Source organism: Paraburkholderia sp. NPDC080076 (assembly GCF_050281145.1).
Lineage (GTDB): Bacteria > Pseudomonadota > Gammaproteobacteria > Burkholderiales > Burkholderiaceae > Paraburkholderia.
In genome coordinates this window covers 782,865-796,580 of sequence record NZ_JBNNWQ010000003.1, presented here as the reverse complement: position 1 = coordinate 796,580, position 13,716 = coordinate 782,865, and the positions used below count along the sequence as shown (strand labels likewise).

The 13,716-nt window shown below is 64.2% G+C and carries 12 protein-coding genes; all 12 read right to left on the bottom strand.

Annotated features, from left to right (window positions below):
* Positions 1–27: 27 nt before the first annotated feature.
* The 12 genes from ACQKRQ_RS15815 to ACQKRQ_RS15760 all read right to left on the bottom strand — a co-directional run bounded on the left by ACQKRQ_RS15815 (position 28) and on the right by ACQKRQ_RS15760 (position 13,449).
* Entirely contained in the window at positions 28–834 is an 807-nt protein-coding gene (locus tag ACQKRQ_RS15815; protein WP_132376913.1) for an SDR family oxidoreductase, read from the bottom strand.
* A 128-nt stretch (positions 835–962) separates the two neighbouring features.
* Positions 963–2,162 (bottom strand): NlpC/P60 family protein, encoded by a 1,200-nt coding sequence (locus tag ACQKRQ_RS15810; RefSeq protein WP_427478035.1) that lies wholly within the window; start codon positions 2,160–2,162, stop codon positions 963–965.
* 205 nt (positions 2,163–2,367) lie between these two features.
* The gene (locus ACQKRQ_RS15805; RefSeq protein WP_427478034.1) at positions 2,368–4,227 is read right to left on the bottom strand and encodes a PhoH family protein; all 1,860 of its coding nucleotides are present in this window, start codon (positions 4,225–4,227) and stop codon (positions 2,368–2,370) included.
* A 353-nt stretch (positions 4,228–4,580) separates the two neighbouring features.
* Complete coding sequence (locus ACQKRQ_RS15800) at positions 4,581–5,042, bottom strand: peroxiredoxin (RefSeq protein ID WP_408175596.1); 462 nt, start codon at positions 5,040–5,042, stop codon at positions 4,581–4,583.
* Positions 5,043–5,183: 141 nt separating this feature from the next.
* A complete protein-coding gene (locus tag ACQKRQ_RS15795; protein ID WP_427478032.1) occupies positions 5,184–6,077 on the bottom strand; it encodes a polysaccharide deacetylase family protein in 894 nt (297 codons plus the stop codon).
* Positions 6,078–6,087: 10 nt separating this feature from the next.
* Positions 6,088–7,134 carry a bifunctional UDP-4-keto-pentose/UDP-xylose synthase gene (locus ACQKRQ_RS15790; protein WP_427478030.1) on the bottom strand — a complete coding sequence of 349 codons (1,047 nt, stop codon included), beginning with the start codon at positions 7,132–7,134 and terminating at the stop codon, positions 6,088–6,090.
* Positions 7,131–8,066 (bottom strand): formyltransferase, encoded by a 936-nt coding sequence (locus ACQKRQ_RS15785; RefSeq protein WP_427478028.1) that lies wholly within the window; start codon positions 8,064–8,066, stop codon positions 7,131–7,133. The genes ACQKRQ_RS15790 and ACQKRQ_RS15785 overlap by 4 nt, the downstream gene beginning before the upstream one ends.
* Positions 8,063–9,106, bottom strand: coding sequence for a glycosyltransferase (locus tag ACQKRQ_RS15780; protein ID WP_132374799.1), 1,044 nt, complete (start codon positions 9,104–9,106; stop codon positions 8,063–8,065). Before ACQKRQ_RS15780 ends, ACQKRQ_RS15785 begins: the two co-directional genes overlap by 4 nt.
* Before the next feature lie 6 nt (positions 9,107–9,112).
* Positions 9,113–10,264, bottom strand: a complete 1,152-nt coding sequence (locus tag ACQKRQ_RS15775) for a DegT/DnrJ/EryC1/StrS family aminotransferase (RefSeq protein WP_132374798.1) — start codon at positions 10,262–10,264, stop codon at positions 9,113–9,115.
* Positions 10,265–10,521: 257 nt separating this feature from the next.
* Positions 10,522–10,893 carry an SMR family transporter gene (locus tag ACQKRQ_RS15770; RefSeq protein WP_132374797.1) on the bottom strand — a complete coding sequence of 124 codons (372 nt, stop codon included), beginning with the start codon at positions 10,891–10,893 and terminating at the stop codon, positions 10,522–10,524.
* 25 nt (positions 10,894–10,918) lie between these two features.
* Complete coding sequence (locus tag ACQKRQ_RS15765) at positions 10,919–12,661, bottom strand: glycosyltransferase family 39 protein (protein ID WP_427478025.1); 1,743 nt, start codon at positions 12,659–12,661, stop codon at positions 10,919–10,921.
* Positions 12,662–13,074: 413 nt separating this feature from the next.
* Positions 13,075–13,449, bottom strand: a complete 375-nt coding sequence (locus ACQKRQ_RS15760; protein ID WP_408175589.1) for an Mth938-like domain-containing protein — start codon at positions 13,447–13,449, stop codon at positions 13,075–13,077.
* Positions 13,450–13,716 lie beyond the last annotated feature (267 nt).

Sequence of the window (13,716 nt, the reverse complement as noted above, 5' to 3'; positions counted from 1 at the left end):
TCACACTCGGGGTTCGAAGCGCGCCGTCTAGATCAGCGGCGCGCTGCCTCCATCCATCGGGACGATTGCACCCGTCACGTAGCTCGCGCGGCGGCTCGCCAGAAACAGCGCGACGTCAGCGATTTCCTCCGGTTTGGCATAGCGTCCGAGCGGCACTTTGGCCTGCCCGCGCGCGAGCGCTTCCGCGCTCTCGATGCCTTGCTGCGTCGCTTCGAGCTTGACCGCCTCCTCGACACGCTCGGTCAGCGTCGCGCCGGGGTTGATCGCGTTGATGCGGATGCCGTAGCGCGCGTAATAGTGGGCGAGGCCGACGGTGGCGAGCATCAGCGCGGCGTTCGCGGCGCCGCCGGCAATATGGATGTCGCTCGCGATCTTGCCGCCCATGCCGATGATGTTGACGATCGTGCCGGGCTCGCCGCCGTTGCCGGATTTGGCGCGCTCGGCCATGCGGCGCAGCACTTCCTGCTGGGGATAGATGTAGGGGAAGTATTTCGCTTCCATGGTGGCGCGGAACGCGTCGGCATCGAGCGTTTCCGGGTCGTAGCGGCGCGCGGCGCCGGCGCTGTTGATCAGTATGTCGATCGGGCCGACCGCGGTGCTGACTTCCTCGACGATATCGGCGGCGCTGTGCGGTTCGTGCAGATCGGCGCGGGTCCGGTGCACGTGCAGGCCTTCCTGCTTCAACTGCTCGTAAGCGCGCGCGAGGTTCGCGGGATCGCGCGAGACGATCGCGACTTTCGCGCCTTCGAGCGCAAACGCGCGGGCGCAGGCGAACCCGATTCCCTTGCTGCCGCCCGTGATCAACACCACCTTGTCTTTAAGCCCGAGATCCATCGTCATCACCCGCTGTCGAAAGAATATCGATGACGATAGCAGATCGGCGGGGTCGTTGTGGCGTGCGGGGCGATGGCGACGCGCATCATGGCGCGCAAGTTGGCGCGGCTGAGCCCCGCGTGATGGCGTCAGTAGTTGCCGTTGGCGAAGCGGGCGATCGGATCGTCGGTGGTTTGCGTGGGGGCCGGCATGCCGCGCGAGGCCGTCGACGCGCGCATGATCTGCACGCTGCCATTCTCATCGGCTTGCTGCGCCTGTCGAGCCTGGCGCGCGGCGACGGACGCGGGCGGTGGCGGCTCGAACGCGTCGGCGGCAGCATCGATTGGATCGGGCGCGCGGGCGGCCGCCGTTTGAGGAGCGGTGCGTGAAGCCGTCGGCAGTTGTTGAGCGGGCGCGCCGGCGTCGTACGCGCTGCCTTGCGCCGCCTGAACCGGCGTTGGCGATATGGCGCCCGCCGCGCGTGCCTGGATCTGCGCTGCGCTCATTCCGGGCGGTGGTGGTTCGAACGGATCGGCTTGGGGCGTGGCCGCGGTCGTTGTCGGTTGCGCCTCAGTGGCCAACGGCGCGCGCGGCGTCGCCGCGACGCGGGCTGTCTGCTGCGATTGCGATTGGGGTTGCAGCGCGCCTGCGGCATAAACCGGCTGCTGTGTGGCTGTCTTCGCCGACGTCGGCGCCACGGCCGCCGCCGTACCCGCATAAGCCGGCGCCGTCTGCGCCACAGGCGCGACGCGCTCAGGCTGGGGCGCCGCCGCCTGATAACTCGGCGTATCGAACGGCGCCGGTGTCGCAGCCGGTCCGGCCACGCGACGAATCCCGTCGAAACGCTTGGCCCAATACGGATTGGTCAGATAGTCGAGCCGCACCGTGCCACCGGTCGACGGCGCGTTGACGAAGCGCAGCTTGCCCACATAAATGCCGACGTGCGAATGCGCGCGCCCCGTCGTGTTGAAGAAAATCAGATCGCCAGGGGCGATCCCGTCGGGTTCGATCGATTCGCCGCGCTCGCTCATGTCCGCCGTCGTGCGAGGCAGATTCACCGACGCCGCGCGCAAGACGACATAGCGAACCAATCCGCTGCAATCGAAGCCGCTGTCCGGCGTATTGCCGCCCCAGCGGTATGGAATGCCGACGAGGCTCATCGCCTGAATCGAGATTTCCTCGCGGCCGATGCTGTGGTCGACGAAATTCGGGAAGCCGGGCGGCGGAGCATGATAAGCGCCGTTCGCCACCACGACCGAGCCGCCCGAGCGCGACGACGTTTTCTGCGGCGCGCCGGCGCAGGCGGCGAGCAGAAGAACGGTCAACAGCGAAAAGGCGAGTCGGCGCATGAAGACGAGGAGAGCGGTAAACGCCCGTTTAACGGCGAACGATGTCGGGATGGTAGCCCTTGGAACCTCGCTCCGGCAAGAATTCTTGACAAATTACATGAAGTTCGTGCGCTAAGTGTTGCCCGGCGAGAACGCGCAGTCAAGAAAAAAGCCGCGTCCGGAATACTCCGGAGGCGGCTTCTGGTTAAAGCTAACTAACTGAAACTTAAAGAATTTCCGACGCGTAGTCGGCAAGGCGCGAGCGCTCGCCGCGCGCCAGTGTCACATGCCCGCTGTGCGCCCAACCCTTGAAGCGATCGACCACGTACGTCAAACCCGAACTGCCTTCCGTCAGATAAGGCGTATCGATCTGCGCGATGTTACCCAGACAGATGATTTTCGTGCCCGGACCCGCGCGCGTGACCAGCGTCTTCATCTGCTTAGGCGTCAGATTTTGCGCCTCGTCGATGATCAGATACTTGTCCACGAACGTGCGGCCACGCATGAAGTTCATGCTCTTGACCTTCAGGCGCGAGCGGATCAGCTCCTGAGTCGCGGCGCGGCCCCATTCGCCGGCTGCGTCGTCGGTCTTCTGCAGGACTTCGAGGTTGTCGTCGAATGCGCCCATCCACGGCTGCATTTTTTCCTCTTCCGTACCTGGCAGGAAACCGATGTCTTCACCCACCGGCACCGTCGCGCGCGTCACGATGATCTCGTTGTAGCGCTTGTCGTCCAGCACCTGCGCGAGACCGGCGGCGAGCGCGACCAGCGTCTTGCCGGTACCGGCCTGACCCAGCAGCGTGACGAAGTCGATCTCCGGATTCATCAACAGATTCAGCGCGAAATTCTGCTCGCGATTGCGCGCCGTGATGCCCCACACGTTGTTCTTGTGGTGGCCGTAGTCGCGCAAGGTTTGCAGCAGCGCCGTCTTGCCGTTCAGCTCGCGCACCAGCGCGTGAAACGCCGGCTCGCCGTTCTGCGGCTCAAGATAGACGAACTCGTTGACCAGCATCGAGGCGCACAGCGGACCCGTCACACGGTAGTACGTCGTACCGGTCTTGGTGTCCTGCCAGCTCTCCATGCCCTTTGCGTGCTTGGTCCAGAAATCCTGCGGCAGCGCGCGGATGCCGGAATACAGCAGATCGCTGTCTTCGAGCACCTGGTCGTTGAAGTAGTCTTCAGCGGGCAGGCCGAGCGCATGCGCCTTGATGCGCATGTTGATGTCTTTCGACACCAGCACGACCTGACGATCCATCCGGTCGCGCTGCAATGCGCGCACCACGCCGAGGATCTGATTGTCGGCCTTGCCTTCCGGCAGACCTTCCACCGGCTCGATGGCGGTCAGCTTGGTCTGGAAGTACAAACGCCCGGACGCCTCGCGGCTGCCCAGACGCGCGAGCGAAATGCCGTCGGACATGTTGCCGGCGTTCGCCACCAGCGCGTCCAATGTGCGGCTCACCTGACGGGCGTTGCGCGCGACTTCCGACATGCCCTTCTTGTGGTTGTCGAGTTCTTCCAACGTCATCATCGGCAGATAGACGTCGTGTTCCTCGAAACGGAACAGGCAGCTCGGATCGTGCATCAGCACGTTCGTGTCGAGCACGAAAAGCTTCTGGACTTCGGCCGGCTGGGTGCCGGTGCCGCGTTTCTTGCTGGTGCCGCGCGTGCTCGGTGCGACGGCTGCGGGTGTGCTGGCTTCGGCCTGCTTCGCGCTCGGCGTGCGGGCGACGACCGGCTGCGCAGCCGGCTCGGCTTGCGGACGGGTAGCGGGAACCGGTTGCAGCAGGGCGGCGGTCTGCTTCGATTTGCGGCCGGGCGCCGTTGCGCTGCGCGCCGGAGCAGCTTGCCCGGCGGACGCAGCGGGAGCCGCCGACAATGCCGGCACCGGCCGCAAGGTGGTCGCGGCATTGGCGGCGTGCGCCATCGGCGTGGCGACGTTCGCGCGGCCGTAGTCGGCCGACTCTGCGGATTCCCCGTCGGCAGCCTGTTTCTTCGCGGCGGAGCGCGCCGGGTTGGCGGCTTTGGCCTTGTACTCGTCAGGCGGCAGGAGATTGCCGAGCTTGCTGGGGGGGGTAGGCAAAGGCATGGTTTCCCTCGAATTAATCGGGTCACATATCGTGCGCCGCCTGTCGCATTCTGCCGGTGCCACTGAGTGCGCACGCAGATTGCGCCCGGAGGCGCGCATTCGGTCTAGAGATGCCGGTTCGCCTGGTCTTCGATCGGCTCCTTAACGGAAGCGCGCGGCCGAGTGAACGAACGGCTGCGCGCAATTAAAAAAGCCGCCGCCCCGGCGTACGGGGCAAGCGGCTCGCCTACAGTGCTCGCGTTGCACCTCACGACTCCGACGGAACCCAGGAAACGGGAAGCGGCCGTCAAGTCTGGCGCAGCGGCAAAAAATTGGGGTGTACAGGCACTCATTGCAACCCAATATAACGCGCCTCAAAGCGCTTGTACAGCCTCCAGAATATCGTCGACGTGGCCGGGCACTTTCACACCGCGCCACTCCTGGCGCAGCACGCCTTCGCCGTCGATGAGGAACGTGGAGCGTTCAATTCCCCGTACTTCTTTGCCATACATTTTCTTCATTTTGATGACGTTGAAGAGTGCGCACAGCGTTTCTTCAGGATCCGAGATCAGCGGGAAGGGCAATTCGAGCTTTGCCTTGAAGTTGTCATGCGAGCGCAGGCTGTCGCGCGACACGCCGAGGATTTCCGCGCCGGCTTTCTTGAACTTCGGATACAGATCACGGAACTGCAGACCTTCGGTCGTGCAGCCCGGCGTGTTGTCCTTCGGATAAAAGTACAGCACCACCTTCTTGCCCCGCAGCTTGGACAGCGTGATCTCGCCACCGGTAGCAGGGGCGGTGAAGTCGGGGATGGGTTGGTCGACTGCAATGGGCACGAGGTTCTCCGGTTGTGATGGCCTGCGCCGGATGAGTGCGGCGGCGTCGGCCTGGCATCGAGACTTGGGGGTGGGGCAGCCGGCGCGCGGCATGCTCTCGCGCGGCGGACGGATCGTCAGGGCCGGCTGCACGTTGATCAGTCAGAGCTGGACAATCAACTCGCCGGAGCGCCCTGGAATTTCGCCCCATGTAACAGGGTACGATGGCAGCGTGCTGCGGTCTAGCGTGGCGTAGTAATCGCCCATCGTCGCGAAGGTGTGGCCTTGCGCGCGCCAGCCTTCCAGAAGCTGCTCGAAGATCGGCGCGAGCTTTTGCCCTTCGAGTTCCGCATGCAGCGTGTACACCTGATCGTGTGGATTGTTTTCGGTGTGCTTCAACATCCATGCGGCGACGTTGTGCGCTTCGACACCGTCCACGCCGAGTACTTCGTCGAGCGTGGGCAGCGTGGTGGGCATCTGCACATGCGTGAGCGTGCGGCCGTCGACCACCGGCAGATACGGCGAGTGGCCGCGTCCGTCGGACGCGTAGTGCATGCCCCACGCGTCGATCTGCTCGAACGCATGGCCGTTCATCTGCCAGCCGGCCGCGCCGTGCGTGGTCGGCGGCGCGCCGAACACCTCGACGAAACGGTCGTGGCTTTGCTGCATCTGCGCTGCGGTCCATGCGCGATCTTTCGTGCGCACGTTGTCCTGCCAGTAGACGTGATCCCACGTATGAATGCCGCATTCGAAGCCGGCTTCGTGGATCGCGCGCATTTCCGCCGAGGCCTTGGCGCCGATGTCCGGACCGGGCAGCAGCACGCCGTACATCAGCTGCTTGACACCGTAGTGTTCGACCACCGAGGTACGCGAAACCTTTTTCAGAAAGCCCGGGCGCAACACGCGGCGCATTGCCCAACCGGTGTGGTCGGGCCCGAGGCTGAAGAGGAAGGTGGCGCGCGCCTTGAAGCGGTCGAAGATACGTGCGAGGTTCGGCACGCCCTCGCGGGTGCCGCGCAGCGTGTCGACGTCGATCTTCAGGACGATACGAGCCAAGGATCAGCCCTTATTGCTGTTCGACGAGCGCGCGCGCTTCGCCGACGTGGCCGCGATACGCTTCGAAAATCTTGCGCAGCGCTTCGTCGAAGGTCGACTTCGGCGCCCAGCCGAGTTCCTGCATCGTGTTGTCGATCTTCGGCACGCGGTTCTGCACGTCCTGATAGCCCGCGCCGTAGTAAGCGCCCGACGACGTTTCGATCAGTTGCACCTGCTTGGCCGTGTCCGCGTACTCCGGGAATTCGGCGGCGAGCGTCAGCATCTTGTGCGCGAGTTCGCGCACCGAGAAATTGTTGGTCGGGTTGCCGATGTTGTAGATCTTGCCCGTGGCGACGCCGTCCTTGTTCTCGATGATCTTCATCAGCGCGCCGATGCCGTCGTCGATATCCGTGAACGCACGCTTTTGCGCGCCGCCGTCGACGAGGCTGATGTTCTCGCCGCGCACGATATGGCCGAGGAACTGCGTGACCACGCGCGAGCTGCCTTCCTTCGGCGTGTAGATCGAGTCGAGGCCCGGTCCGATCCAGTTGAACGGACGGAACAGCGTGAAGTTCAGGCCTTCCATGCCGTAACCCCAGATCACGCGGTCCATCAACTGCTTGGAGCACGCGTAGATCCAGCGCGGCTTGTTGATCGGGCCGTACGAGAGTTGCGATTCTTCCGGATCGAACTGCTCGTCCGTGCACATGCCGTAGACCTCGGACGTGGACGGAAACACGAGGTGCTTGCCGTATTTGACGGCCGAACGCACGATCGGCAGGTTCGCCTCGAAGTCGAGTTCGAACACGCGCAGCGGCTGCTTCACGTACGTGGCGGGCGTGGCGATCGCGACCAGCGGCAGGATCACATCGCACTTCTTGACGTGATATTCGACCCACTCCTTGTTGATCGTGATGTCGCCTTCGAAGAAGTGCATCCGCTCATGATTGATCAGATCGCCCAGACGCTCGGTCTGCATGTCCATGCCGAAGACTTCCCAATCGGTCGTTTCGAGAATGCGTTTGGACAGGTGATGGCCGATGAAGCCATTCACACCCAGAATCAGGACTTTTTTCATGAGTAACGGGGAGTTTGGATGAGCTGGGCAAATTCGGCCGGAGTGACGACAGTCTCGCTGCCGTCGTGCTGGTGCCGCAATTCGTGGATGGCGATCGCGCGGCCGTCGCCGCATATCGCGAAAACGGCATTATCGCTTACGTGCAGGCCCGGGGGCAAATCCGAGCGAAGCGCGCCGGGCGCGGCGAGGCGCGCGCGCGTGACGATGAAGCGCCGCTCGCCGATATCCGTGAAAGCGCCGGGATAGGGCGGTGCGACCGCGCGGATCAGGTTGTAGACCTGCTGCGCCGATTGTGTCCAGTCGATGCGGCCGTCTTCCGGTTTGCGTCCGCCGTAGTAGCTGCCGTGCGCGATGTCGTTCGGCAGATGCGGCGCCTCGCCCGCCAGCAGGGACGGCAGCACGCGCCACAGCGTTTGCTCCGCGGCCACGGTGACCTTGTCGAACACTTGTGCGGCGGTGTCGTCGGGCAGGATCGGCACCGGCGTTTGCGCGAGAATCGCGCCCGCGTCCGGCTTGGCGCCCATTTCGTGCAGCGTCGCGCCGGTTTCCGTCTCGCCGTGAATCACCGCCCAGTTGGTCGGCACGCGGCCGCGGTATTTCGGCAGCAGCGAGCCGTGCATGTTGTAAGCACCCCGTGCGGCGAGCGCCAGCACGTCGACCGGCAGCATGTGGCGGTAGTAGAACGAGAAGATGAAGTCCGGGCGCGCGGCGCTTACCGCGGCGCGCAGTTCGGGGCTCTTCGGATCGTTCGGCGTCACGACCGGAATGCCGTGCTCGGCCGCGACCGAGGCGACGCTGCCGAACCAGATGTTTTCGGTAGGGCTGTCTTCGTGCGTGACGACGAGCGCCACGTCCACGCCGCGCGCGAGCAGCACCTGCAGGCAGCGCACGCCGACGTTGTGATACGCGAATACGACAGCGCGTGGCTTCATGGATTCGGGCCCTGATCGAGAAGCGGCGCGGCCTGCACGGCCTGCACGACGGTCTGGCGCGGCGCTTCGGTCACGGTCGTGCCGTCGCGCTGTTCGAGAATGGTCTGCACGAGGTAGCGCGGACGCGCACGCACTTGCTGATAGATCCGGCCGATATATTCGCCGAGCAGTCCGAGCGCGAAGATGATTACGCCGAGCAGGAAGAACGTGATAGCGAACAGCGTGAACACACCTTGCACTTCCGCGCCGATGATGAAGCGCCGAATCAGCAGCAGCACGAACAGCGCCGCGGACCCGAGCGACAGGATCACGCCGATGAACGACAGCCATTGCAGCGGCACGACCGAGAAGCCGGTGACGAGGTCGAAGTTCAGGCGGATCAGCGAATACAACGAGTACTTCGATTCGCCGGCGAAACGCTCTTCGTGCGCGACTTCGATTTCCACCGGATTCTGCGCGAAGGTGTACGCGAGCGCCGGAATGAACGTGTTGATTTCACCGCAGCGATTGATCGTGTCGATGATGTGCCGGCTGTACGCGCGCAGCATGCAGCCCTGGTCGGTCATCTTGATGCGGGTGATGCGCTCGCGCAGCCGGTTCATCGCGCGCGAAGCCTTGCGGCGCCACAGGCTGTCCTGGCGTTGCAGGCGAATCGTGCCGACGTAGTCGTAGCCTTCGCGCATCTTGTTGACCAGCTTGCCGATTTCTTCCGGCGGATTCTGCAGGTCGGCGTCGAGTGTGATGACGATCTCGCCGCGCGATTGCTCGAAGCCCGCCAGAATCGCCATGTGCTGGCCGTAGTTGCCGTTCAGCAGAATCACGCGCGTCGTGTCGGGACGCGCGCGAAACTGTTCGGCGAGCAGGGCGGCGGATTTGTCGCGGCTGCCGTCGTTGATGAAGATCACTTCATAACCGGTGCCGAGCGCATCGAGCGCCGGATACAGGCGCGCGAACAGCGCAGCCAGACCGGCTTCCTCGTTGTACACCGGGATGATGACCGACACTTCCGGTGCGGCAGCGCGATGTTCCGAATAAATCATTTCCGCTTATTTTCCGTATTGTTCGCAAATTTCATTGACCGCGCGGCACACGCGCTCCACGTCGCCTTCGTTCATCAACGTGAAGAGCGGCAGCGTGACGTTGGTCGCGCCGAACCGCTCCGCATGCGGGAACATGCCTTCCTTGAAGCCGCGCGCGCGGTACAGCGAGAACAGGTGGATCGCCGGGTAGTGCACGCCCGAGCCGATGCCGCGCTCCTTCAACTGACCCATGAAGCCGGCGCGGTCGATCGACAGTTTCTCGAGCGGCAGCGTGATCTGGAACATGTGCCAGTTGCTGTTTTCAAGGTCAGCAAATGGCAGGCCGACTCCCAGTTTCAACGCCGCGCCACCTTCCAGGCCCGCGAAATACGCGCGGACCAGTTTCCTGCGCTGCGCGAGGAAACGCTTCAGATGCGGCAACTGGCCGAGGCCGACGCGCGCGGCGACATCCGTCAGGTTGTATTTGCCGCCGAGCACGTCGCAGTCCATGCCGTCGAAGCCGGTGCGCGTGATGCCCTGCAGGCGGTATTTCTGCGCGAGGATCGCTTCTTCCTCGTTGTTCAGCACCAGCGCGCCGCCTTCGATCGAGGTCAGGTTCTTGTTCGCATGGAAGCTGAACGAGACCATGTCGCCCAGCTTGCCGATGCGCTCGCCTTTCCACGTCGAGCCGAACGCCTGCGCGGCGTCTTCGATCACGCGCAGCTTGTGGGCGCGGGCGATCTCGTACAGACGATCCATGTCGACCGGCAGGCCCGACAGATACACCGGAAGCAGCGCCTTGGTGCGCGGCGTGATGGCTTTTTCGAGCAGGTCGAGGTCGATATTGCGCGTGGCCGGGTCGATATCGACGAACACCGGCGTCGCGCCCACTTCATAGATCACGTTGCTGGTCGAAACCCACGAGGCCGGTGTCGTGATGACTTCGTCGCCTTCGCCCACGCCGGCGATGCGCAGGCCGATTTCCAGCGTCGCCGTGCCCGAATTGAACGTGCGCACCGGACGGCCGCCGCAGAACTCGGAGAGCGCCGCTTCGAATTTCTGGTTCTGCGGGCCGGTGGTGATCCAGCCGGAGCGCAGCACGTCGGCGACGCCCTGAATCGTTTCCTCATCGATCTCGGGTTTGACAAAAGGCAAGAACGGGACTGTTGACTGGCTCATGAATGCTTCGCTCGATTGAAAGGGCGCAACCCGAAGGGCGCGAAGTAAACCACACACTGAGCGCAAATTGTGCGCAAATCCAGGCCGCGGCAAAAAAGGGCGCAACCGCACAGCATACCGTGGTCAACCTTACGGATTCCTTAGCCGGTTGGGTTGCCCGCTTACGGTTTCTTTTGCCGTCTGCATCTTCCCAGTCGGCGCTGGCGATAAACAGTAATAAATTGTGTCCGGCACACCGTTGCCCCGAACCGCGGCATCTAGCTGCGCGCCAGCACCAGCACGCCGATCAGGATGATGCCGATACCGATCAGCTTCTGTACCGACAGCACTTCGCCGAACAGATACCACGCCGCGAACGCATTGACGACGTAGCCGAGCGACAGCATCGGATAGGCGATCGACACGTCCACCCGCGACAGCCCGATGATCCACACCGCCACGCTGATCACATAACAGGCCAGCCCGCCGATGATCGGCGGCTGGGTTGCCAGGCGAAAGGCGATGGGCAGGATGTTCGCACGGGTGAATTCGAAGTGTCCAACGGCATTCGTACCGGCTTTGAGCAGCAACTGCGCACCAGCGTTCAACGTGACGCCTGCAAGAATGCAAAAGAGGGAAATCGGGTTCATCGAACGGTTAGATCCTGATATGGGGTCATTGTTGTGGTTTTTCTACTGACGCGGGTGCCGATGCGTCGGTTGCCGGCGCGCCGGGCGTGGCCAGCGGCTTTTCCACCACCACGCGGCGCGAGTCACGGGCGATCACCTGCATCGGCAGGCCTTCCTTGAGGAGCCGGTCATAGGTCGGCGGCGGGAGCAGCGCGAGCGCGTAGCGGTCGGCCTTCCAGCGCTCGATCCAGGCATCGATGGTGGGAATCCATTTCTGCGGCTCGACGGACACGCCGAACGCCAGTTCGTCCGGATGCTCGACCATGATCATGGCGTGGTCGACATAGAACGGCATCGTGTGGTCGAGCACGCCTACCGAGTAGAACGGCGTATCCGCCGGCAACTTCGCGATCTCCGCCTTGATGGCGGGCGCAAGCGGCGCGCCGGAGCTCAGGCGGCCGAACACGTCGTGACCCGTGCCGGCGATGGTGCCGAGCAGCAGCCACGCCGCGCCGAAGGTGGCGACGGCACCGAGGCTGCCGGCCCGGCTGCGGCGGTTCAGCCACAGCGCGGCCAGCGTCAGCACGAAGGCGACCGCGAGCGCCGCCAGCACCCACGTGCGGTACTCCGCATAGAGTTCGGCCGGATTGCGGGCGCTGCCGAAGCGCGACATGAACAACGCGGCAAACGCGGCGACTACGAGAAAAAGTGCATAGCCGGCGAGATGGCGGCGCAGTTGTTCGCGCGCGACGAGCGGCAGGTACATGCCGATCAGCAGCGCGATCGGCGGCGCGATCGGCAGCGTGTAAGACAGCAGCTTCGAATGCGACGCGCTGAAGAACAGGAAGATGAAGACGGTCCACGTCAGCATCAGCGTGACCGGTGCGAAGCCGTTCGGCTGGCGCGGCAGGCGCCACGCGTGGCGCACGCTTTGCAGCGTCACCGAGAGCCACGGCAGGAAGCCGACGATCATCACCGGCACGAAGTAGTAGAACGGTCCCGGACGGTTCTGCTCGGGCGTCAGATAGCGCTTGAACTGCTGAACGATGAAGAAGAAGTTCAGGAATTCCGGGTTGCGCTGCTGCACCAGCACGAACCACGGCGTGACGATCGCGAAGAACACGATCAGGCCGCCGATCAGATGCAGGCGCTTCCACACGGCCCAATCGCGCGCGATCACCGTGTACAGCACGAGCACCGCACCCGGCAGGATCACGCCGACGAGTCCCTTGGAGAGCACCGCCAGCGCCATCGAGCCCCAGCACACCCACATCCAGCCGCGCACGCAGGCGGTCGGCAGGTTGGGCCGCTGCGCGAGCAGCAGCGCGCACAGCGTCAGCTCCATCCAGAACGACAGGCCCATGTCGAGCGTGTTGAAGTGGCCCATCAGGTTCCAGTAGGGCGAAGTCGCCAGCACGATCGCCGCGAACACGCCGGTCGCCGCGTTGAACACGCGCGCGCCGGTGAAGCCGACCAGCAGCACGCCGGCAAAGCCCGTCAGCGCCGTGTAGAGCCGCGCCTGCCATTCGCCGATGCCGAACCACGCGAACGTGAGCGCGTTCGCCCAGGTTTGCAGCGGCGGCTTTTCGAAATATTTGTAGCCGTTGTAGCGCGGCGTGATCCAGTCGCCGGTCGTGAACATCTCGCGCGCCATTTCGGCGTAGCGGCCTTCGTCGCTCGGCAGCAGGTGGCGCCAGCCGAGCGGCACGAACCAGATCACGGCAAGGGCCAGCACCAGCAGCAGGATCGTGGTGCGGTTGAGCGGTAGCCTGGACGGCGTATCGTTCATGGATTTCAACCTTTGTGGCGACGCCGCGCGGGCGGCGAAGCGGTGTTGTTCGGAAATGGCGACCGGTCAGGCGGGCGGTCGCCCGCGAGGCGGCGGGCGCCTGGCGGGACGGCCATCCTCGGGGCGCGCGTGCATGAGACCGTCCGCGTGGCGTTCTGGTTGCGTTGCGACGCGCGGCTAGCCTCGACGGCGGCGCTTGCTTCACCTTCCGTCGACAGAGGTCGCTGCCGGCGCGCGCGGTCATGCTCAGACTGGCGGTCCGGCAATCAATGGCGCGCAGTGTACGTTATCGGCCGTGACGCGGCCAGGGCGTGCGCTTCAACGCGGTGGCGCGAACGCCCCGGACAAGTTGCAAAGCAGCCCGCGCGCGCGTTGCAACCGACACGCTCCAGGCCGGCAGCGCGACCACGGCTCTAGGCTTCGATCAGCAGCGCGGCCGCGACCTTGCGGCCCTCGGCCATCAGAATGTTGTACGTGCGGCAGGCGGCCTTGAAGTCCATCGTTTCGACGCCGATGCGCTTCGCAGTGAGCGCGGCGATCAGGCGCGGATGCGGAAAGCGCAGCCGTTCGCCGCTGCCGAACACCACCACTTCGGGCGCGGAGTCGACCAGCATGGCGAAGTGCTCGGCACTGAGCTGCTCGAAAGAGGAGACGGGCCATGGGATGACCGGTGCGTCCGGCAGCACGAGAATGCTGCCCGAATGGCGCACCAGATTGATTTCGACATAGTCGGCGCCGTAGCCGGTGACGGTGTTGAGGGCGCCGCTCGAATCCTGATGTAGTTTCAAATTGGTTTTCCGAAGTCGTCGTGAGACATCATGCGTGTGGGCGTCCTGACCGGCTTGAGCCGAGGCAGGCGATTCGACGCGAGTGGGACACGCGCATGGGGCACAAACTGGCACAAACGGGGCACAACCCGGTCACAAGCGGGTCACAAGCGGGTCACAAGCGGCCGAAAAGGCTTGCCGTTGCGGTTGGTGCATTGCGGAAGTCGGCCAAAATCCGCTAAATTATAACTTTTTAGCCGCCTTGCGGCGCCCCTCGCTCATGTGCCG

Coding starts and splice junctions, on each gene's coding strand:
- ACQKRQ_RS15775 (WP_132374798.1), bottom strand. CDS start 10,264: ATGAGCCAGTCAACAGTCCCGTTCTTGCCTTTTGTCAAACCCGAGATC.
- ACQKRQ_RS15765 (WP_427478025.1), bottom strand. CDS start 12,661: ATGAACGATACGCCGTCCAGGCTACCGCTCAACCGCACCACGATCCTG.
- ACQKRQ_RS15790 (WP_427478030.1), bottom strand. CDS start 7,134: ATGAAAAAAGTCCTGATTCTGGGTGTGAATGGCTTCATCGGCCATCAC.
- ACQKRQ_RS15805 (WP_427478034.1), bottom strand. CDS start 4,227: ATGCCTTTGCCTACCCCCCCCAGCAAGCTCGGCAATCTCCTGCCGCCT.
- ACQKRQ_RS15770 (WP_132374797.1), bottom strand. CDS start 10,893: ATGAACCCGATTTCCCTCTTTTGCATTCTTGCAGGCGTCACGTTGAAC.
- ACQKRQ_RS15810 (WP_427478035.1), bottom strand. CDS start 2,162: ATGCGCCGACTCGCCTTTTCGCTGTTGACCGTTCTTCTGCTCGCCGCC.
- ACQKRQ_RS15780 (WP_132374799.1), bottom strand. CDS start 9,106: ATGATTTATTCGGAACATCGCGCTGCCGCACCGGAAGTGTCGGTCATC.
- ACQKRQ_RS15815 (WP_132376913.1), bottom strand. CDS start 834: ATGGATCTCGGGCTTAAAGACAAGGTGGTGTTGATCACGGGCGGCAGC.
- ACQKRQ_RS15785 (WP_427478028.1), bottom strand. CDS start 8,066: ATGAAGCCACGCGCTGTCGTATTCGCGTATCACAACGTCGGCGTGCGC.